Source organism: Pseudomonas paraglycinae, from assembly GCF_021601625.1.
Lineage (GTDB): Bacteria > Pseudomonadota > Gammaproteobacteria > Pseudomonadales > Pseudomonadaceae > Aquipseudomonas > Aquipseudomonas paraglycinae.
The window spans coordinates 362,057-380,033 of record NZ_BQHR01000001.1 but is presented as its reverse complement, the minus strand read 5'-3'; the positions used below and the strand labels follow the sequence as shown (position 1 = coordinate 380,033).

The window sequence follows — 17,977 nt, the reverse complement described above, 5'->3', positions numbered from 1 at the left end:
GGAATTTCCCGGCTGCCGCATCATACACACGTTTTCCCAAAGGATCACCCCGCCCGAGGTTTTAGCCGCCGGGCGGAATGATTCAGGTCAACGTCGTATCAAGGCTTGGACTTTTCCAGGTAACGGAAGAAGTCGCTGCTTGGGTCGAGGACCAGGACGTCGGATTTGTTCGCGAAGCTTTCACGGTAGGCACGCAGGCTACGGTAGAAACCGTAGAACTCCTGATCCTGACCGTAGGCCTTGGAGTAGATCGCAGCAGCCTGGGCATCACCGTCACCGCGAATCTCTTCGGATTCACGATAGGCTTCAGCCAGCAGCACGCGGCGTTGACGATCGGCGTCGGCACGGATGCCTTCGGCCAGCTCGTTACCCTTGGCGCGGTGCTCGCGAGCTTCACGCTCACGCTCGGTGCTCATACGTTCGAACACGCTGCGGTTCACTTCTTTCGGCAGATCGATGGCCTTGACCCGGACATCGACCACTTCGATACCCAGCTCTTTCTCCGCCATCTTGTTCAGCGACGCGGTGATATCGGCCATCAGCGCATCGCGCTCACCGGATACCACTTCGTGCAGGGTGCGTTTACCAAACTGGTCACGCAGGCCCGATTCCAGACGACGGGACAGACGCTCGTCGGCGATCTGCTTGAGGCCGGACGTTGCGGTGTAGAAGCGCTCGGCATCTTTCACGCGCCACTTGGCGTAGGCATCGACCATCACGGCTTTCTTTTCCAGCGTCAGGAAGCGTTGTGTCGGTGCATCCAGCGTCATCAGACGCGCGTCGAATTTACGCACCTGGTTAACGTAAGGAACCTTCACATGCAGACCCGGCTGAACGTCAGCCTGAACCACGCGACCGAATTGCAGCAACACCGCGCGCTCGGTCTGAGCAACGATGTAGAAGCAGTTCCAGCCAACCAGTACCACGACAACGCCAACGATCAGGGCGATCAGCGATTTATTGCTCATCAGCGGGTCTCCCTTGTGCGCGACTGCGGCACGTCAGTGACATGCGGCGTGACGTCCGTGTTGTTGCTGGCGGCAGCCGAACCGGTGACCGGTGCATTGCTGCCCGAACTGTTCTGAATCATCTTGTCCAGCGGCAGGTAAAGCAGGTTGCTCTGGCCGTTCTTGTTGCCGGTCACGAGAACCTTGCTGGTGCTGCTGAAGACTTCCTGCATGGTGTCCAGATATAGACGCTGACGAGTGACCTCGGGCGCCTTGCGATACTCGGCAACCAGCTTGGTGAAGCGATCCGCCTCACCCTTGGCCCGCGAGACCGTTTCGTCACGGTAACCGTTGGCATCTTCGAGGATGCGCTGGGCCTGACCACGGGCTTCCGGCACCACGCCGTTGGCGTAGGTTTCAGCCTGGTTGCGCGAACGCTGCTCGTCTTCACGGGCGCGGATCACGTCATCGAAAGCTTCCTGCACTTCACGCGGTGCCGCTGCGCTCTGTACGTTGACCTGGGTGACGGTGATACCGGTGCGATAGGTATCGAGGAAGCGTTGCAGACGCTCCTTGATCTCGCTGGCCATCAGCTCACGACCTTCGGTCAACACCTGGTCCATCGCGGTGGAACCCACCACATGGCGCAGCGCACTGTCGGTCGCATGTTGCAGGCTGATTTCCGGCTGGTCGACGTTCAGCACGAAGTCCTGCAGGTTGCTGATCTTGTACTGCACGGTCAGCGGCACTTCGACGATGTTCTCGTCTTCGGTCAGCATCTGGCCCTGCTTGGTGTAGGCACGCTCACGCGTGACGTTCTCCATGTACTTCTTGTCGATCGGCGGGAAGTAGATGTTCAGGCCGGGACCGACAGTCTCGTAGTACTTGCCGAAGCGCAGCACCACGGCTTGCTCCTGCTCGTCCACGACATATACCGCGCTATACAGCCAGACGGCCGCCAGCACGACAAGGCCGATGCCGAGCAGGCCGCCGAAGCCGCCGCTCTTGCCCGAGCCACCACCGTCATCACCGCGTTTTTTTCCACCACCGAACAACCCGTTCAGGCTTTCCTGCAGCTTTCGGAAGGCCTCGTCGAGATCCGGCGGCCCCTTGCGGTCGCCGTTGTTGCGACGCTTGCCACCCCAAGGATCCTGATTGTTCGAGTTGCCACCCGGCTCATTCCAAGCCATAGCGCTCTCCATCTGATAAAGCAAAGACGCACCCACGGCGCGCCGACCAATGCTACAGAATGCCTGCCGTTGCGGCACAACCGCTTTGCCAGGCTTTTATTGCAAAGTGTGTTGCTCGATGAACTCCGTCGGCACAACGCCTTCACGACTCACCAGTCGATTGAGCTCCGAGCGTGGCAATCGAACGGCCAGCAAGCTGACCCCTTCTTCGTCGTGTTCTTCTTTCTGTACCGCGCCCAGTTCGAAGAACTGCGCACGCAGACGCGCGAACCGCTGAGGCAGGCGCAAGGTTCCCACGAACAGGTCGCTGCCCAACAACTCGGCAATCGCCTGCTCGAGCAATTCCAGACCGGTGCCATCACGCGCAGACAGCCAGACCCGCTGGGGCTTGCCGTTTTCATCGCGCTGGATTTGTGGCTCAACGCCTTCAAGCAAATCGAGTTTGTTATAGACCTCGAGGATCGGCAAGTCCTGGGCACCGATCTCGCCCAGCACTACCATCACCTGCTCGATCTGCAACATGCGATCCGGTTCGGCCGCATCGATCACGTGCAGCAGCAGATCGGAGTTGCTCGACTCTTCGAGCGTAGACCGAAATGCCTCGACCAGTTTGTGTGGCAAGTGGCGGATGAACCCTACCGTGTCGGCCAGGACAATCGGCCCCAGGTCGTCCAGATCCAGACGGCGCAGGGTCGGGTCGAGCGTGGCGAACAGCTGGTCAGCCGCGTACACGTCGGACTTGGTCACGTTATTGAACAGCGTGGACTTGCCGGCGTTGGTGTATCCCACCAGAGACACGGTAGGGATATCCGCACGCGAGCGGCCACGACGCGACTGTTCGCGCTGGCTGCGCACTTTTTCCAGACGGCCCTTGATCTGGCGCAGGCGAACCCGCAGCAGTCGCCGGTCGGTTTCGAGCTGGGTTTCACCCGGGCCGCGCATGCCGATACCACCACCTTGACGCTCAAGGTGAGTCCAGCCGCGAACCAGCCGGGTGCTCATGTGGTCAAGCTGGGCCAGTTCTACCTGGAGCTTGCCCTCATGGGTACGGGCGCGTTGGGCGAAAATATCGAGAATCAGACCGGTACGGTCGATCACGCGACACTCGAAAACACGTTCGAGGTTACGTTCCTGACTGGGCGTGAGGACGTGATTGAAGATCACCAGATCGGCTTCTTCGGCGTGGACCAGGTCGCGCAGTTCCTCGACCTTGCCGCTGCCAATCAGGTATTTGGCGGTTGGCCGATGACGCGGCACGTTAAAAAACGCAACGGTCTCGGCGCCAGCCGAATTTGCCAGTTCCTGAAACTCCTGCGGATCTTCGCGCGCCTCAGGGTCCTGTCCATCCAAGTGAACGAGGATGACTCGTTCACCACCACCGTGGCGCTCAAAGAACAAAGGAGACTCCTATCAGGCGTTACCTGGCTCAGCGTCACCTGCTTCGGATTCGGTTGCGCTTGGCAGACGAATTGGACGAACCGGCACGACTGTAGAGATAGCGTGTTTGTAAACCATCTGGCTGACGGTGTTCTTCAGCAGGATAACGAACTGGTCGAACGACTCGATCGTGCCTTGCAGTTTGATCCCGTTCACCAGGTAGATGGAAACCCCCACTTTCTCTTTACGTAAAGTATTCAAGTAAGGGTCTTGTAGCGAATGCCCTTTTGACATGTGCCGCACTCCTTTAAGGATTCAATATAAAAAATAGGTAAACAGATGGCTTTTGCCGCCACACCCCCAAGGATAGACGGCAATTGCAAGGACTCAGCTCAATATGGAGATCGTCCCAAGGTATTTCAAGGCGCGTGGCAGATTGTCGCAATCCAGACTGTCGAGCCAATGTAAATCTTTCCAGCTGCGCAGCCAGGTGAACTGGCGTTTGGCCAATTGGCGCGTGGCGATGATGCCCCGCTCCTGCATCTCGGCCGACGTCAGCTTGCCATCCAGGAAGTCCCAGACCTGGCGGTAGCCTACCGCACGTATAGACGGCAACCCGGCATGCAGGTCACTTCTATTACGCAGGGCTACGACCTCGTCGATGAATCCCTGTTCCAGCATATTTGTGAATCTTTGTTTAATGCGCTCGTGCAGTACCTGCCGATTAGTTGGAGCAATCGCCAGGTTCGCGACAGTATAGGGCAATTGTTGCAGTCCCGATGCGGCCGCTTCGGTACTTTGTACAGATTGTTTCAGCCGCAGTTCAGTCATGCTCTGACCGCTGACCCGGTAAACTTCCAGCGCACGACTCAGTCGTTGTGGATCGTTCGGATGAATGCGTGCCGCAGACTCCGGATCGATGACCGCCAGTTGATCGTGCAGGGCCTGCCAGCCAAGGCGCGCAGCCTCTTCTTCGATTTGCGCGCGAACCTCGGGATCGGCCGCCGGCATGTCCGCCAGACCTTCGATCAAAGCCTTGTAATAGAGCATCGTACCGCCCACCAGCAGCGGAATTTTTCCGCGGGCGGTGATCTCGGCCATGGCCTGGAGCGCATCGCGGCGGAAATCCGCTGCCGAATAGGCTTCGGCCGGGTCGAGAATGTCGATCAACCGGTGCGGAAACTCGGCCAGCAGTTCTTTGGACGGTTTGGCGGTGCCGATGTCCATGCCGCGATAGACCAGCGCCGAATCGACGCTGATCAGCTCGCACGGCAGTACCTTGGTCAGCTCGATGGCCAGATCGGTCTTGCCCGCAGCGGTCGGGCCCATCAGGAAAATCGCTGGAGGAAGCTGGCTCATCAACGACCGCGCAGGAACAGTTTGTCCAGATCGTCCAGGCCCAGTTGGGTCCAGGTCGGTCGGCCATGGTTGCATTGACCGCTGCGCTCGGTATTTTCCATGTCGCGCAGCAGGCCGTTCATTTCCGGCAGGGCCAGGCGCCGGTTGGCGCGGATCGCGCCGTGGCAGGCCATGGTGCCGAGCAATTCGTTCAGATGTGCCTGGATCCGGTCGCTGGTGCCGTATTCCATCAAGTCCGACAGCACATCACCCACCAGACGGTTGGCTTCGGCCTGCTTGAGCAGGGCCGGAATCTGCCGGATGGCCAGGGTTTCCGGGCCAAGGCGCTGCAATTCAAAACCGAGGCGCTGGAACCACGCCGCATGTTCTTCGGCGCAATCGGCCTCGCGCTGACTGACCGCCAGGGATTCCGGCACCAGCAAAGGCTGACCGCTAAGGCCTTCGCTGGCCATGGCGATCTTCAGACGCTCGTACATGATGCGCTCGTGAGCGGCGTGCATGTCCACCAAAACCAGGCCTTGGGCGTTCTCGGACAGAATGTAGATGCCCTTGAGCTGCGCCAGCGCATAGCCCAGCGGCGGAATGTCTTCCTGACCGGCTGGCAATGCATTGGCGTTGGCCTCGGGCAGCGGCGCAAAAAACTCGCGGTACGCGGCCTGGGCCTCGGCTACCGGCACGCTCGATTGCGGACGCGGCGTGTATTGATACTGATAAGCCCCGCCAGCGCTGGCACCCGACGAGGTATTGAACGCCGGTTGCGCCTGCGGTTGCTCCAGCAACGCATTGGCCGCCAGACGCATTTCGCCCTGCGGCCCGAACTCACCGGCTTCAAGGCCGGTTGGCCGGACGATCGCGGTGGTGACCGAACCGGCAAGCTGATCTTCCGGCCTCACATCGCCGAGGGCACGGTGCAAGGTGCCATAAAGGAAGTCATGCACCATGCGCCCGTCACGGAAGCGCACTTCGTGTTTGGTCGGGTGTACGTTGACGTCTACTGCTGCCGGGTCGACCTCGAAAAACAGCGCGAACGTCGGGTGCCGGCCATTGAACAGCACATCGCGATAAGCCTGACGCACCGCGTGGGCCACCAGTTTGTCGCGCACCGCACGGCCGTTGACGAAGAAATACTGCAAGTCCGCCTGACTGCGGTTGAAGGTCGGCAGACCGACCCAACCCCACAAATGCAGGCCATTGCGCTCGATCTCGATCGGCAACGCCTGCTCAAGGAAGCCCGAACCGCAGATCGCCGCCACACGCCGTGCGCGCGCCGCGTCATCGTGGGCTTCGTGCAGGCTGAGGATGGTCTTGCCGTTGTGACGCAGATGGAACGCCACGTCGAAACGCGCCAGCGCCAGACGCTTGATCACTTCTTGCAGGTGATCGAATTCGGTTTTTTCAGTCTTGAGGAATTTGCGTCGCGCCGGGGTGTTGAAGAACAGGTCACGGACTTCCACCGACGTGCCGACCGGGTGCGCCGCCGGCTGCACGCGGGGCGCCATGTCACGGCCTTCGGTCTCGACCTGCCAGGCCTGATCGGCATCTCGGGTGCGCGAGGTCAGGGTCAGACGTGCCACGGAGCTGATCGATGCCAAAGCCTCGCCCCGAAAACCCAGGCTCATTACTTGCTCAAGGTCTTCCAGGTTGCGGATCTTGCTGGTGGCGTGACGCGCCAGGGCCAGCGGCAGGTCATCGGCGGAAATACCGCTGCCGTCGTCACGCACACGCAGCAGTTTGACGCCGCCCTGTTCAACATCGACGTCGATACGTTTGGCGCCGGAGTCGAGGCTGTTTTCCAGCAGCTCCTTGATCACCGAGGCCGGGCGTTCGACCACCTCACCGGCGGCGATCTGGTTCGCCAGCCGCGGGCTGAGCAGTTCGATGCGCGCAGCGTTCAGGACCTGATTCATTCTTTGGACGCCAGTTCGGTGCCGGGAATGGTCAGGTGCTGACCGACTTTCAGATCATCGCTTTTCAGATTGTTGGCGCTGCGCAACGTGGCCGGCGAAATCTGGTAACGCACGGCAATCATCGCCACGGTTTCACCCGGACCTACCCGGTGATCACGCGGCCCCTGAGCAATCTTGCCCGAATCACGCAGCCAGGCGATGTAAGTGCCCGGTGGCGGATTCTGCTGGAAGAACTGACGCACGCCGCTGCTGATCGAACGCGCCAGCGCCTGCTGGTGGCTCGCTGCCGAGAGTTTGTTTGCTTCGTTGGCGTTGGAGATGAAGCCGGTTTCCACCAGGATCGACGGGATGTCCGGCGATTTCAGCACCATGAACCCGGCCTGTTCCACCCGCTGTTTGTGCAGCGGGGTGACCCGGCCAATGTTGGTCAGGACTTTCTGGCCGACGTTGAGGCTGGAGGTCAGCGAGGCGGTCATCGACAGGTCGAGCAGAACGCCGGCCAGCATCCGGTCCTTGTCATCGAGACTGACGTTGCCGGCACCGCCGATCAGGTCGGAACGGTTTTCGCTGTCGGCCAGCCAACGGGCGGTTTCCGAAGTGGCGCCACGGTCGGACAGGGCGAACACCGACGCACCGAACGCGGCCGCAGACGGCGCGGCGTCGGCGTGGATCGAGACGAACAGGTCTGCGCCCTTCTTGCGAGCAATCTCGGTACGGCCGCGCAGCGGGATGAAGTAGTCGCCGGTACGGGTCAGTTCGGCGCGGAAGCCTTTCATGCCGTTGACCTGACGCTGCAACTCGCGGGCGATCTGCAGTACCACGTCTTTCTCGCGCTGACCGCGAGAACCGGACGCACCCGGGTCTTCGCCACCGTGGCCGGCGTCGATCACCACAATGATGTCGCGCTTGCCGGCCGGGGCCGGTGGCAGTTTGATCGCAGGCTCGGCCGGGGTGACCGGCACCGCAGGCACGGTCGCAACCGTTGGGGTCGGCGCAGGTGTCGGCGGTGGTGCGGCGTCAGCCGGGTTGTCGAACAGATCGACCACCAGACGGTTGCCATATTGCGCATTCGGCGCCAGCGAGAAACTTTTCGGGGTGACGGCTTTTTTCAGGTCGATGACCACCCGCAGGTCGGTCGGCGTACGTTGGGCCGAGCGCATGGCGGTGATCGGCGTATTGGCGGTCTGCACATTCAGCGGCGCGCCGAGGGTGGCGCCGTTGATGTCGATCACCAGACGATCCGGCGCGGTCAGCGTGAAGACGCTGTGTTGCACCGGGCCTGTCAGGTCGAACACCAGTCGCGTGTTGTCCGGCGCCCGCCACAGGCGCACGCTGTTGACCTTCGTCTCGGCCACAGCGTTGACGGTTACTGCCATCAACATCAGTCCAGCGGCAGCCACCAACGCGCGAAAGCGCATACCTAACCCCATCATTCAATTGGTTTCCAATGCCAAAGCGGCACACCAGGCCTCGCCGCGCGAGCCCTGGGATAAAATGGTCAGCGAACGTCCGCTGTCTTGCGGGCTAATGGTAATGGTCAGGTCAGGCTTTGGCAAAAAGCCTGCACCTTTATCGGGCCATTCGATCAGGCACAGGGCGTCGTCTTCGAAATAGTCGCGAATCCCGAGAAACTCCAGCTCTTCCGGATCGACCAGGCGATACAGGTCGAAGTGAAACGCCCGGACGTCACCGATCTCGTAGGGCTCGACCAACGTGAAGGTCGGACTTTTCACCGCCCCGACGTGCCCCAGGCCGCGAATGATGCCCCGCGACAGCGTGGTTTTGCCCATCCCGAGGTTGCCTTCGAGAAAGATCAGACCATGGCCCTGGGTGATACGGGCGATGCGTGCGCCAAAGTCGCTCATGGCCTGTTCATCGGCCAGGTACAGGGTTACTTCAGACACGGTGCATGCTCCTCCAACAACTGACGAATGGCTGGAATCAGATCACTGGCCGCCAGCCCACGGCCGAATTTACCTTGTTGCGCCCCAGCGTTGGCGTGCAGCCAGACCGCCAGACAAGCCGCGTCGAAAGCTTTCATGTCCTGGGCCAGCAGCGCGCCGATCAGACCGGCCAATACATCGCCGAGCCCGGCGGTGGCCATGGCCGGATGGCCTTGATGACACAGCGCCAGACGACCATCGGGATGAGCAATCAGACTGCCTGCGCCTTTGAGCACCACCACCGCTGTATATTTTTTGCTCAATGCCAGCGCCGCCGCTGGACGATCGGCCTGCACCTCGGCGGTGCTGATCCCCAGCAGCCGCGCCGCCTCACCCGGATGCGGCGTGATCACGCAATCATTGGGCAGACTGACAAAACCGGAGGCCAGCAGGTTCAGTGCGTCGGCATCCCATACCTGCGGCAGCGAGGCATTGGCAGCGGCCGACAACAGCGCCCGCCCCCAACTCGCCTGCCCAAGCCCCGGCCCGACCACCAGCACGGACACTTTTTCCAGTAGCCCCATCAACTGATTGGCTGAAGAGGTGCCCAGCGCCATGGCTTCCGGCACCCGGCTCAACGCCGCCGGCACATGTTCCGGACGGGTCGCAAGTGACACCATACCGGCGCCACTGCGCAAAGCACTTTCGGTGCTCAACAGAATTGCCCCGCCAAAGCCGTGATCGCCGCCGATCAGCAGCACATGGCCGAAACGCCCCTTGTGCGCAGCCGGCGCACGGGCCGCCAGACGCGGCAGGTTAACCGCGTTGAGCCGTTGAGCGGCGGCAGGGATGTCACTGAAGTTTTCGGCCAAGGCCTGCAGATCGTTAAACAGCAGTTCGCCGACGTGATCCGCCGCCGCGCCCGTGAACAGCCCGAGCTTCAGGCCGATGAAAGTCACGGTGAGGTCAGCGCGCACCGCATCACCCAGCGCATGACCGGTATCGGCGCACAATCCGGAAGGGATATCGACCGCCACCACCGGCAGTCCGCTGGCATTGATCGCCGCAATCGCAGCGGCATAAGGCTCACGCACTTCGCCGCTCAGGCCGGTGCCCAGCAACGCTTCAACAACGATGCCGCGCAACTCGCAGGACACATCCCACGGGGCAATCGAGACGCTGTCGGCCACGGCTTCGGCGTGCGCCACGGCGGCATCGCCCTTCAAACGTTGCGGGTCGCCGACAGCCAGTACCTGAACCTGCCAACCCGCACGGTGGGCCAGCGCCGCCACCAGATAACCATCGCCGGCGTTGTTGCCGTGCCCGGCCAGCACCGTCAATTCATTCGCGGCCGGCCATTGGCGTACCAGTGCGCGCCAGGTGGCATGGGCGGCACGCTGCATCAATTCGAAGCCCGGCGTGCCGGCGGCGATCAGCCGTGCGTCGAGTTCGCGCACCTGCGCGGCACGGTACAGCGCGTCGGGTAATTGATCTTTAGTGTGCGGCATGCGTCTTCGGGCTCCGATGTCTGGCAGAATTATACGCACCTCAGCTCCGGTTTCTCTCGCCTCATGTCCGCCATCACCACAGATCTGCCTGCCCTCGCCCAATCCATCAAGGACTGGGGCCGCGAGCTGGGCTTCCAGCAAGTCGGCATCAGCGGTCTGGATCTGGCCGAGCATGAGCAGCACCTGCAACGCTGGCTCGAGGCCGGCTACCACGGCGAAATGGATTACATGGGCGCCCACGGCAGCAAACGCTCGCACCCCGAAGAGCTGGTGCCGGGCACCTTGCGCGTAGTCTCACTGCGCATGGACTACCTGCCGGGCGACACGCAGATGGCGCAATTGCTGGCAAAACCGGAAAAGGCCTACATCTCGCGTTATGCCTTGGGCCGCGATTATCACAAGTTGATCCGTAAACGCGTTCAACAACTGGCGGACAAGATTCAATCCGAGATCGGCCCGTTCGGCTTCCGCGCCTTCGTCGACAGTGCACCGGTGCTGGAAAAGGCGATTGCCGAACAGGCCGGACTGGGCTGGATCGGCAAAAACACCCTGGTGCTGAACCGCAAGGCCGGCAGTTACTTCTTTCTCAGCGAGCTGTTCGTCGACCTGCCCCTGCCGGTGGATGAACCCCACAGCACCGAACACTGCGGACGCTGCACCGCGTGCCTGGACATCTGCCCGACCAACGCCTTCGTCGGCCCGTATGTGCTGGACGCGCGACGTTGTATTTCCTACCTGACCATCGAACTGAAGAACGCCATCCCCGAAGACCTGCGACCGCTGATCGGTAACCGGGTGTTCGGCTGCGACGACTGCCAGATCTGCTGCCCGTGGAACCGCTTCGCCCGCCCGTCCGGCGAAAGCGATTTCAAGCCACGGCACAATCTGGACAATGCCGAACTGGCCGAGCTGTTCTTGTGGGATGAGGACAAATTCCTCAGCAGCACCGAGGGTTCGCCGTTGCGCCGCGCGGGTTACGAGCGTTGGCTGCGCAATCTGGCGGTGGGATTGGGCAATGCGCCTTCAACGATTCCGGTGCTGGAAGCATTGAAGGCGCGACGGGATCATCCGTCAGAGTTGGTTAGAGAACATGTGGAGTGGGCGTTGCGCCAGCATCTCGATGAAAGTACGTGATGCCCTCACTCACGAACTCTCCACACCACTGTCCTCACCTTCGAAGTCTAAAATCTGCGGTTGTATCTGGTTTTCTCCATCAACTTGAATCAGGACTCTCCTATCCAGGCCAGCGGCCTCGATATAGGCACTGACTCGCTGCAGAGTGGCCTCATCCAGCGGATTGTTTCGAAAGTTAAAATTGACCTGTTGAATATCCGGCACCTCAAAAAGTTCGTCTGGCAAGTGTTCAATTTCGTTATTGTGCAGATCGGCAAATGTCAGGCTTTCGCTTTCAAATAGCCCGACAGGCACCTCGTTCAGCCCCGTATCCGAGAGATAAAGACTGTCCAGGCGCCTCATGAATCTGAGGTCGGGCGACAGCCCGAGCGGGTTGTTGCTCAAGTCCAGCAGCGTCAGTTGTTCAATGTGGGCGAGGCCTTCGACGCTGGCTTCGGTGAGCCGTATGTCACAGTTGTCCAAGGTCAACGTCACCAGTTCCCTCATCTGGTACACCTCAGCGGGAAACGATTTCAGGGCAAAGCCCGACAGGGTGAGATACCGCACACCCGGAAAACTCGCGAGAAAGGCGCTGTCTTCCAACGGGGAAGTGCTGGTCAGACTCAACTCGCGAACATGGCTGAAATCCGCCGACAAACGAGGCAGGCTGCCAAGTACATCGAGATCGTAATCCAGCGTCGATGGCGTATACGGATTGGCGCTGGTTGCCTTCCGGGACCAATTGCCCTGAAGTTCCTGTGCAAAACGCTCTCGGCTTGTTCTCTGCACGCCAATCTCGGTACTTGTCAGGGGCAACCCCGTGACCGGGTGCCGGGACGGCACCTGCCCGGCCCACGCGCCAAGATCCTTCAACAGAGTGAAGTATTCCGCTTCCAGCCGGGCCACTGCCAGCAGCGGATCACCCGTCAATCGCTCGCGGTGCATGGAAGTCCGAGCATCCTGGGCCATGGTCGGAAACAACGCTGCCAGACGCTCATCTACATTGCGCGCCAGCCCCGACGGGGCATCGCCTCGATCCAACGGGTTCCCTGATGCTATAGGGTGCCAGTACCTGCCCTCGGCGTCCGGCTCCATCAGCGGACCGGAAGCCTTGAGTTCTCTGGCGACCGTCGCGCGAAAAAGGCCGCTTTCGGTATCCCGAACCACTTGTACGAAATGATCGTCGGAAACAGCCACATACTGGCGCTGCTTGAACTCCCGAACGCCCTGCGCATCGACCTCGCCGAGATTTTTTCGGGCGGGCACCCGGTAGTCCGCGAAAGAAGTGGGCGAGGCAACTCCCGCTACTTCATTGATCGCGAAAAGCTCCACGCTCGGCCTGGGATTGGTTATCTGCGCCGTCGTGACAGGATCCGGCAGGAAAAGAGACGGTCGCGGATCCGGGCGATGCGGCAGGGCTGAGATGGGAGAATCCCCCCTGGGCACCCGATGAGAACTATCGGCAGCGGAATCATTTATTTTGCTGGAGCCAGGTTTGATCCTGGGTGATTTGTCAGCCATGAAACTCTCATCCTTGAGATTGGGTTGCACTGATAACGGAGTTCTGCGCGAACCGTATCGAACGCGCAGGTCAGTCAGCCAAACCTGAATTGTCTGGCCCTCGAAAAATCATCATACCGCCGTGCTTGCTGCGCACTGTCGTACATATGTCTACCGCATGAGCCTGCATGCTCACGCTGCAGCCTGGAGGCGCGTTGATTGCCTGATCAGTAAATTAAAGAGAAAAGGCGCCTTCAGCGATTCCTCTTGGAACCACCGAAGGCGCGACCGGATCATTCCTCAGAGTGTATCCGGCAAAAGCACGAGTGGGCGCTGCCCTCCCGGCCATGGCACGCCAGGCCCATCAAGCGCCTCGAACGGTATGACCAAACGCATGCATGGTTACCGTCCGGGTGTCATGGTTCGCAAAGAAAAACAGACGTGTGGCCTGGTTAAGCCTGATTTCCGTGTAACCCGTGTCATTGAAGTAACCTGGGTCGCGGAGCTGACGCGGGTTGGGAGACTTGAAAGGGACCATCTCATTGTAATAAGTCTTGCCCCCAAGACCATTTGCAGCTTCGCTTGGAGACTTTCCTCCGTCCTTGATTGCATCCTTGAAACGGAAGAATTTATCCCTTGAAATGTCATCAAGGTCTTCGAAGCCGGGAATGGCGCCTCTTCCTGTTTTTTGACCATCTACCGTCCCTCTGAAGCCCTGTGTCTTGTATGTCCATTTTCGTGGACCTGCGCTCGTTCCCGAAGTGCTTCGCCCCCCCATTCCACTCGCCATGGCTCTGGCGGCCTCGCGAGGATTAGTGCTCAACCCTGACTTGAAAGCCCCCGCCAACCTGCTGGCACCTTTGATAGCCTGACCCGCCAGGCCGGCGCCAAGGGATGCCAACCCAAGTCCCAGACTGATGTAGCCAAGGACGTCACCCGCCGAAGAATCCGGGGCCAGTTCATGAGCCAGCTCGCTGGCGATAGCGGTAACACCCGAGGCGACTCCCAGCCCGATGGCCAGCACACCGAGTGGCGAGGCCGCTCCCAGCGTCAGAAAACTCACCGCAGTCCCCAGTGCTGCTAGCGCAACCCCGGCAATCGACTGCCAGGAAACATGCCCCGTAGGATCCACTCGGTTAACCGGATCGCCAAGGCAATACGCGTAAGCATTCAAGCCGCCTGCATCGAACGGACTCAGGCTGTCCGGGCTGATGAAGCGCATCAGTGTCGGGCTGTAGGCCCGGTAACCATTGCCCAGCAGATACAGACCGGTGACCTCATCCAGTTGCTCGCCATTGAAACCCGCCTGACTGAACAGGCCTCCCTCGACAGGCCGATGCCCGTAGGGACTGTAGGCGCTGTCGAGCGATTGTTCGCCATGCGAGCGACTCAGCACGCTCTGCTGCTGGTCAGCCCCGAAAAGCCGGATACCCGCATCCGCTCCCAGTTGCTGCTGTCCCAATATCAGACGGCCGTGTCGCACGACACTGCGTGATTCAGGACCACTGACTTCGTTGCTCATTTTGTTGTGGTGATAGAAGCGCTGCACCGCCGACTTTCCGGATTGCGACAGCTCGACCAGCCGATCGAAGCCGTCGTATTGGTAACCACGCAGGACCTCCCCACGTGAATCGATAACCTGAGTCAGGCGGCCAAACGTGTCGTAGGCCAGAGTACGGCCCTTATCGTCCTTGATCATCCGGCCGTTGGCGTCGTATTCCAGGGTGACCGGTGCCGGATAGTCGGCATGAGAATGTTGAACCCCGACCAACTGGGCCGGATCCTGTTCGCTGAAACTGAACGTCGTCACGTTGACACCCAGAGGGAACGTAGTTTTGCAAGGAGAGAATGTTATCCAGCGCATCGAACGTGAATGTTTGCTGGATAATTTCCTTGCCATAAGGGTCCCGCGGTCGCTGGATCCCTTCACAGTCGTACTGGATGAGTCGACCGCGTGCATCGTAAGAAAACCGCTCATCGCGCAACACCATGAAGCCGCGTTTGAGAACCTTCTGCGCCAGCTTGCCCGTCACGGTGTAACTGGAGCTCAGCGTTTGAGAGGGTAACCCGTTGACTTCAAAACGGCGGGTCAGCTCACGACCGATATCATCGTAGGTCAGATGCGTGAGGATATGATGCCCGGACAGGGTATCCCGGGTTTCGATCCGCTCAAGCAAACCAGCCTTGCCATAGAAGTATCGAGTTTCTATCGGGCCTTGCCTGTGCAAGGTTTCGCGCCCCCAGATGTCGTACTCGGTTTTGTGCCGCGTGCCCGATACGTCCACGTGTTCCAGAGGGCGCCCCGCCAGGGAGTAGGTATGGGAGGTCGTCCGGCGCTGCCCGTCAAAGCGGGTTGTTTCCGACTTCAGACGCCCGGACGGAAAGTACTCGAACAGATTCTCACGTCCTTGCTCGACGCAACTTTCCATTCTGCCGTTTCGTTCATCGTAGGTGAAACGGGTAAGCCCTCCGCCTCCTGTTAGCGCTTTGCGCTCAGTCAAGGCGCCACCCGGACCCGATGAATAAACAAACTCGGTCGTTTCCCCTGCCGCACTCGTGTGCGATGTGGGCTGAGTCTTGCCGGCCGGATAAACTGCAACTGACTTGCGCCCGCCCACCGAAAGCTCGGTCAGCCGATTCAAACCATCGAAGACTTGCTGCCCCAACAGTTTCCCGGCGACTCTGATCGCGACCGGCAAAACCTCGGTGCTGTGGACGGCAAAATCGGTCTGCACCGCATGCCCGTCCGGCAAAACACTGCGAAACAGTCGATCGTACGCATCGTACTCATAACCGGTCCTGTTCCCGGCGGGGTCGGTTTGACTGATCGTTCGACCCAATCCGTCGTACTCAAAGACGGTTTTGCCAAGGCTTTGCGCCTTGAGGTCGAAGACTTCAAGGCTGTCCGGCTTGCCGAAGGCATTGAAGACAGTAACAGTTTTACCCAGGCCTTGCTGCCAGCGCTTCTGCTGGCGAGCCACCGGGTCGAACTCGTTATACTCGACTCGCCCGTCGGCATGGCGAGTCTCCTTGATCTGACCCCAGTTGTCGTAAAACACCTGCGATTTCACAGGACGTGCAACACCGTCCCACCAGTCGGTGCGGGTCTGCTCAGTCAGTCGTCCGACCCGATCATGGAGCGCGGCATAGACCGCTCGCATCGGAAATGAGCCTGCCGGATCCGGGTTGTCGCAATCCTTTTCTTCAACGCCTATGACCCTCCCCAACGCGTCATAGGTAACTTTTTGCATGCCTCCCGACGGATCGGTCAGAACCACCGTGGCCGGCACGTCTACCTTGGCCGTTTCGTGACGCCATTGATACGAAGCAACATTCGTCGTGCCAGAGACAAGCGTCTTGCGTACACGACGTCCAAGCTTGTCGTATTCGAATGTAACCACACTGTCGTCAGCATCGCGCTCGGACAGCGTCAAACCACTCAGGGTGGAAAGCGTTTGCTCGGTCGAACTCGCTGTACCGTCGAACCCCTGCAAGGTTGTCTTCAGCCGCAGGGAGAAATCGTCGGTCGTGTAGGCATGCTTGATACAAGTCGTCGTGCCGTTACGAGTGACCTTCTGCTGCTCCAGGAGGCCGTGTGTAAGAGGGTTGTCCGGTGTTTCCAGATAAGTCAGAGCAAGGGTCGAACGAAGAACTTCGCGATCTGCGACCCACTCGAAAGATTTTTCCTCGACAGGCACCACACTGGCCAGCGTCCCGCCCTTGAGCACGGAGAGCAAGGCATAGCGATAACGCGTGACGATGGACGCACCGCCACCCGTCGCGGGAGCCACGGTTTTTTGCTTCAGGAAGCGGACAAACTCCAGCGGATCCGCTGGACAATCCGGTGTCTGGGTCGCCGGATAGTATTCAAACCGCGTTGTCACCCCGTCCGCCCCGACCTGTTTGAGCAGGTTGCCGATGGCATCGTATTCAGTGACAGAGGCCTCGGAACGCTTCTCTTTTGTCGTCAGGTCCTCGTAAGTCAGGGTCTGGACTTCAGGCATCCGGAACTGCGCGGGCTGCTGGGTGAAAGGCAGTCTCACGTCACAGTAGTACCGCGTTGCAACTGATGTTTGCGCATTACCGCAAGTGGTCACCTCGGAGATCAACAAATGGAACTTGTTGTAGGTTCGCTTGATACGGGTGTGGACTTTGTTCCCGACAATCAGCCGCTCTTCGCTGGAGTACTGATAGCCCCCCACGGCGCGGAAAAGAGGATCGCCATCGTCCTGGGGATCCACTGCAACGCCGTGCCCAAGGTAATTATGGTCCGAATAGGTGTAGATCTTGCTGACCTTCGGTTGCCCGTATCTGGCGTAAATATCGTGGGCAATGACGCAAGGCAGGCTTTGATCACCCTCGACGGTCGGAAATAGATGGCCGACTTCCTTGTAGCGAATGTTTTCCACGGCACCCAGGGGCGATTCAACTCGGGTCAGATAACCGTCTGCGTACTGCAGCTTCCAGCCCCCACCTTCCGGTAAATCGATGGCGTTGACCTGATCGTTTCTGAGCGTCAGAGCAAACTCAGCGCTGGAGGGCGTCTCCGGATGCCGGGTCAGAATCACCCTTGTGTCTTTGCGGGCGATCTTGAGCAACGTTCTTTGGAAGTCGCTGATCTCGATCAGCATCGGCTGCTCATTGAACGTCCTGTACTTCAGGGAAATACTCACGCCATTGGCTGCGAATATCGTCTCGGGAACCGCGATGTTGGTCGCCCCATGGACCCTGAGCACTTCACGTCGACCATCCTTGTATCGGATCTCGTATCGTCCATCAGCAGTTTTCAGAACCTTGGCGCTTTCCAGCTTCATTTCCTTGAAATGCAAGGCTCCCCGCGACTCGACAGCTTTGTAGCGCTCGCCGCTGGAGAACGTCATAACCTTACTGCGCAAGTCATAATGGGTGATCGACAAGGACCAGCCAGCGCCATAACCGGCATTGCGCGAATTCAACGGATTGAAATTCAACGCAAGATTGAATGAAGGGCCGTTAAGGTCGACGGACTGAATAGACCCAAGGGATAACGAACAGGTATAAACGCCGGTTCTGGGATCGACCCCGCCGGCTACAAAATCACCAAAATTGAATGCATTCGAATGCACGGACTCCGGAGAGTGGTTACTCATAACTAACATCCTGTCATTTATTTGCGACAAACTGTTTGCGCAAGAAGATTGCAGAGCAACGCCA

The 17,977-nt window shown here is 59.7% G+C and carries 13 protein-coding genes; 1 reads left to right on the top strand and 12 read right to left on the bottom strand.

All coding sequences use genetic code 11. The features are described from left to right. Window positions 1-98 precede the first annotated feature (98 nt). The 9 genes from hflC to L6D82_RS01625 all read right to left on the bottom strand — a co-directional run bounded on the left by hflC (window position 99) and on the right by L6D82_RS01625 (window position 10,171). A complete protein-coding gene (gene hflC, locus L6D82_RS01665; RefSeq protein WP_007950723.1) occupies window positions 99-968 on the bottom strand; it encodes a protease modulator HflC in 870 nt (289 codons plus the stop codon). Then, entirely contained in the window at window positions 968-2,137 is a 1,170-nt protein-coding gene (gene hflK, locus L6D82_RS01660; protein ID WP_039766653.1) for an FtsH protease activity modulator HflK, read from the bottom strand. Before hflK ends, hflC begins: the two co-directional genes overlap by 1 nt. Window positions 2,138-2,233: 96 nt before the next feature. Beyond that, window positions 2,234-3,535, bottom strand: a complete 1,302-nt coding sequence (gene hflX, locus L6D82_RS01655) for a ribosome rescue GTPase HflX (RefSeq protein WP_007950725.1) — start codon at window positions 3,533-3,535, stop codon at window positions 2,234-2,236. A gap of 12 nt (window positions 3,536-3,547) precedes the next feature. Further along, the gene (hfq, locus tag L6D82_RS01650) at window positions 3,548-3,808 is read right to left on the bottom strand and encodes an RNA chaperone Hfq (RefSeq protein ID WP_007902656.1); all 261 of its coding nucleotides are present in this window, start codon (window positions 3,806-3,808) and stop codon (window positions 3,548-3,550) included. A 93-nt stretch (window positions 3,809-3,901) separates the two neighbouring features. Continuing rightward, window positions 3,902-4,873: a tRNA (adenosine(37)-N6)-dimethylallyltransferase MiaA gene (miaA, locus tag L6D82_RS01645; RefSeq protein ID WP_085746507.1), complete on the bottom strand. Its 972-nt coding sequence runs from the start codon at window positions 4,871-4,873 to the stop codon at window positions 3,902-3,904. After that, a complete protein-coding gene (mutL, locus tag L6D82_RS01640; protein ID WP_085746506.1) occupies window positions 4,873-6,780 on the bottom strand; it encodes a DNA mismatch repair endonuclease MutL in 1,908 nt (635 codons plus the stop codon). Before mutL ends, miaA begins: the two co-directional genes overlap by 1 nt. Continuing rightward, entirely contained in the window at window positions 6,777-8,162 is a 1,386-nt protein-coding gene (locus tag L6D82_RS01635) for an N-acetylmuramoyl-L-alanine amidase (RefSeq protein WP_371857334.1), read from the bottom strand. The genes mutL and L6D82_RS01635 overlap by 4 nt, the downstream gene beginning before the upstream one ends. A 51-nt stretch (window positions 8,163-8,213) precedes the next feature. After that, a complete protein-coding gene (gene tsaE / locus L6D82_RS01630; RefSeq protein ID WP_007950729.1) occupies window positions 8,214-8,684 on the bottom strand; it encodes a tRNA (adenosine(37)-N6)-threonylcarbamoyltransferase complex ATPase subunit type 1 TsaE in 471 nt (156 codons plus the stop codon). Next, on the bottom strand, window positions 8,672-10,171 hold the full coding sequence (locus L6D82_RS01625; RefSeq protein WP_236187922.1) for an NAD(P)H-hydrate dehydratase: 1,500 nt from the start codon (window positions 10,169-10,171) through the stop codon (window positions 8,672-8,674). Before L6D82_RS01625 ends, tsaE begins: the two co-directional genes overlap by 13 nt. 63 nt (window positions 10,172-10,234) lie before the next feature. Here L6D82_RS01625 and queG point away from each other — a divergent pair, with 63 nt between their 5' ends. Further along, window positions 10,235-11,305, top strand: coding sequence for a tRNA epoxyqueuosine(34) reductase QueG (gene queG / locus L6D82_RS01620; protein WP_236187921.1), 1,071 nt, complete (start codon window positions 10,235-10,237; stop codon window positions 11,303-11,305). 9 nt (window positions 11,306-11,314) lie between these two features. On the opposite strand, the gene L6D82_RS01615 is transcribed toward queG, so the two are convergent. The 3 genes from L6D82_RS01615 to L6D82_RS01605 form a co-directional block, all read right to left on the bottom strand. Then, entirely contained in the window at window positions 11,315-12,805 is a 1,491-nt protein-coding gene (locus L6D82_RS01615; RefSeq protein ID WP_236187920.1) for a leucine-rich repeat domain-containing protein, read from the bottom strand. A gap of 343 nt (window positions 12,806-13,148) precedes the next feature. Beyond that, a complete protein-coding gene (locus tag L6D82_RS01610; protein ID WP_236187958.1) occupies window positions 13,149-14,483 on the bottom strand; it encodes an RHS repeat-associated core domain-containing protein in 1,335 nt (444 codons plus the stop codon). Further along, a complete protein-coding gene (locus tag L6D82_RS01605) occupies window positions 14,467-17,913 on the bottom strand; it encodes an RHS repeat domain-containing protein (RefSeq protein WP_236187919.1) in 3,447 nt (1,148 codons plus the stop codon). Before L6D82_RS01605 ends, L6D82_RS01610 begins: the two co-directional genes overlap by 17 nt. Between the last annotated feature and the right edge of the window lie 64 nt (window positions 17,914-17,977).